This window comes from Natronincola peptidivorans (genome assembly GCF_900111615.1).
Classification (GTDB): domain Bacteria; phylum Bacillota; class Clostridia; order Peptostreptococcales; family Natronincolaceae; genus Natronincola_A; species Natronincola_A peptidivorans.
The window spans coordinates 1-3,159 of sequence record NZ_FOHU01000046.1 but is presented as its reverse complement, the minus strand read 5'-3'; the positions used below and the strand labels follow the sequence as shown (position 1 = coordinate 3,159).

Genomic DNA, 3,159 nt, shown 5'->3' with positions numbered 1-3,159 from the left:
ACCGTTCTATCGACGCTTGGACACCAAATCCAGTATTAACAGAGGAAGGGTTGGACAGATTACAGGATGTTATGACAGAGGCTGGGGAGTTAAGCGAAAGAGTACCTTATGATGCAATTGTTGTAACAGAATTTGCTGAAGCTGCTATGGCAACGATCCAATAATGGTTTTCAAAAAAATGATCCACCTATTTTTATCATAGGTGGATCATTTGGATTATATGAACATTTATTAGATTCCTTAAGATATTAAATGTCCAAATCTTAATTTGTATTTTAAAATTATGTTCTTTGTCAATCAATACTATAGATATCAGAGAACTCAATTTTTATTTTTTCTATATTGTATTCTGTAGAAGCAATTTCATCCTTAGCTAGCTGTTCTCCATCTACTAACCGAATGGGTAGTTGAATGACAAACTCTGAGCCATGACCAACCTTGCTTTTAGCAGAGATTACCCCTCCATGTGCTTCCACTAAAGCCTCCACTAAGGATAGTCCAATCCCACTTCCCTCAGCTCTCCTAGTTAGCAAGTCATCTACCCTCTTAAAACGGCTAAAAACCTCCGCAAGCATATCTTCAGGAATGCCTACACCTGTATCTTTAACAGATATAAAAATACTCTCTTCATCGCTAATTATACTGACCTCAACAATGCCACCACTACCTGTAAATTTAATGGCATTAGAAAGCAGATTTAGCATGATTCTTTCTATTTGATCAGGATCGAAAGCAGTAATTATTTCTTCTGATTCTGTATCAAATACTAAGCTAATTCCTTTAGTATTTGCGTAGGTGCTTATAGATAAGGTGATATTCTCCACTATACTAACGATATTATTGTTGCTAAATTGCAACTGCATATAATCAGAGTCTAGTTTAGTAATGTCAATAAGGTTATTAATTAGTCTTAGTAGTCTGTAACAATTCTGCTTCATGGTAGCTATATATCTATCTAAAGATTTATTGTCTTTCAAAGAAAAATCTTCATTCTTTAGGCGAGTAACACTGATCAATTGAATTGTACCTAATATAATATTTAACGGAGTTTTTAGTTCATGTGATATATTCGAAAAAAAATCAGTTTTCAGTCTATCCAGTTCTTCTGCTTTTTTCCTCATAAATTCATGTTCATTCACCTTTTGTTGTAATTTTTGGGTTTCCATTCGTTCTGAAATATCTCGTAAAACTGTTATAAACATTGGCCTGTTGTCTTCAAAATATATAGTAGAAGTTGCTTCTATGTCTATCTCTGCTCCTGTACTCTTTAGGGCTTTTAGTTCTAAGAAAGTTTTACTTCTCTCTCCCTTTATTTCACGGGAGATTATATCCTTCACAACATTATGATAGTTTTTGTGAATAAAATTAAGTAAGTCTTTACCTATGAGTTTAGATGCTTTTTCAATCCCGAGAAGTTCTGCACTTGACGCATTGGAATAGACGATTTTAAAGTTATCATGAAGAAAAACGCCATCTGGAAGGATATCTACTAAGCTTCTGAATCTTTCTTCACTTCTTCTAATAGCTTCTTCTGCCTGAATTTTCAAAGTAACATCTTTGAAAAACCATACTTTTCCTCGATTTTCTTCATTTATATTTAAAGGCGAGAAAGATCGTTCAAGAATTTTCCCATCTTTAAAATACATATAGTCTATATGAGAACAGTAACTATCAATAATCTTATGGATTTTAGGCAACATATCTTCTGACTCAATAACTCGTGCTTTAAGATAATCTGCTAATATAAAAGCATCTTCTTCATCCTCTAATTCAGGTGGTATTCCCCATATTTCATTTAGCTTGTTGTTCTTGTAAACAAACTTTGAATCTTGGTTTGTCACACAAATACCACATTCGGATGAATCTAGAATAGCCTTTAATATGTTTTCTTTCTCAATTAAATCTAATTCTAAACCCTTTCTTCTATTTATTTCTTCGTGTAGAACAGTATTGGCACTATCTAAACTTTTAGATTTAAGCTCCAATTGTAGATTTAATTCCCTCAGCTTATAATAGGGTTTTTGTAGTTCCCTATCAATAAAGGCTTTATATAAAAAATAAAAGGAAAAAACTTTTAAGATATGACCTATTACAAAAGCAGGGTTATTTACCTCCGTAAAACTTAGAAACAGGGTTTCTGAAATAATTGTTGTGATAAGAGAAAGTAATAAGTTTAAGTACTCCTGCCAAACTATATATTGTCTGTTTTTCACTAACAAGAAAGTAGATGTTATGAAAATTCCTATTAAGATTACCTCATGCAAAGCTTTCACTAGAGTAGTACCACTATCCGGTTCAAAAAATACAGGAAAATTTCCCCAAATGAAGATACTCATGAAGGCAGCTAATCCAGCTATCGAATAGATACCTGCTAAAAGTTTAGTGGATAATTTTTTGCTTCCAGAAAAAAGAATAGTTACAATAAGCATTGTAAAAGCTTCATAGTATCGTGCTACAATCCATAGTTGAGTGCAGATGTTTGTGTTAGCAGAAGAAAGAATAGCTAGCCCTTCAAAAGCAAAGGTATGAAGAAGATCAAAAACAATGACAAAACCATAGCCTATACCTATAAAAAAACTAATTTGACTGGCACCAACCTTATAGGCATTAATAGATATAAATACAATACCAACAGCAACAAAGATAGCAAACAGCTCCGCTAGTGTATGAAACAATAATAAGTTTCTCTTGCTAATGTATCCTCCAATATAAAAAAAAAGTCCTATGCATAATGCGTAGATAAGTACTTGAACTCTTTTATTTATCAATTCTCCAATCATCTAAAGTCCTCCTAAAATTGTATCAATAAAATGATATCGATTAATTATAATCATGAAATTTATCCTTTCATAATATAAAAATTATGTTACAATGGTTTGCTTCATTATATAATATAAATTACTCTAATTTATCCTTAAGAAATTAATATACTCTCTGCTAACTCTATTGTTTATTTTTTATCAATTAAGTACATTTACCTATATTCTGCATTTTTGTAATAAATCCTTTTAAAAAATTGCTATACAGTATATTTTTCTTAGATATATTGGTTAATGTTGTAGACAGATACCGTTCTATCGACGCTTGGACACCAAATCCAGTATTAACAGAGGAAGGGTTGGACAGATTACAGGATGTTATGACAGAGGCTGGGGAGTT

At 32.0% G+C, this 3,159-nt stretch carries 1 protein-coding gene; it reads right to left on the bottom strand.

From position 1 onward, the window contains the following. Positions 1-293 precede the first annotated feature (293 nt). Entirely contained in the window at positions 294-2,780 is a 2,487-nt protein-coding gene (locus BMX10_RS17600) for an MASE3 domain-containing protein (RefSeq protein WP_090447091.1), read from the bottom strand. Positions 2,781-3,159 lie beyond the last annotated feature (379 nt).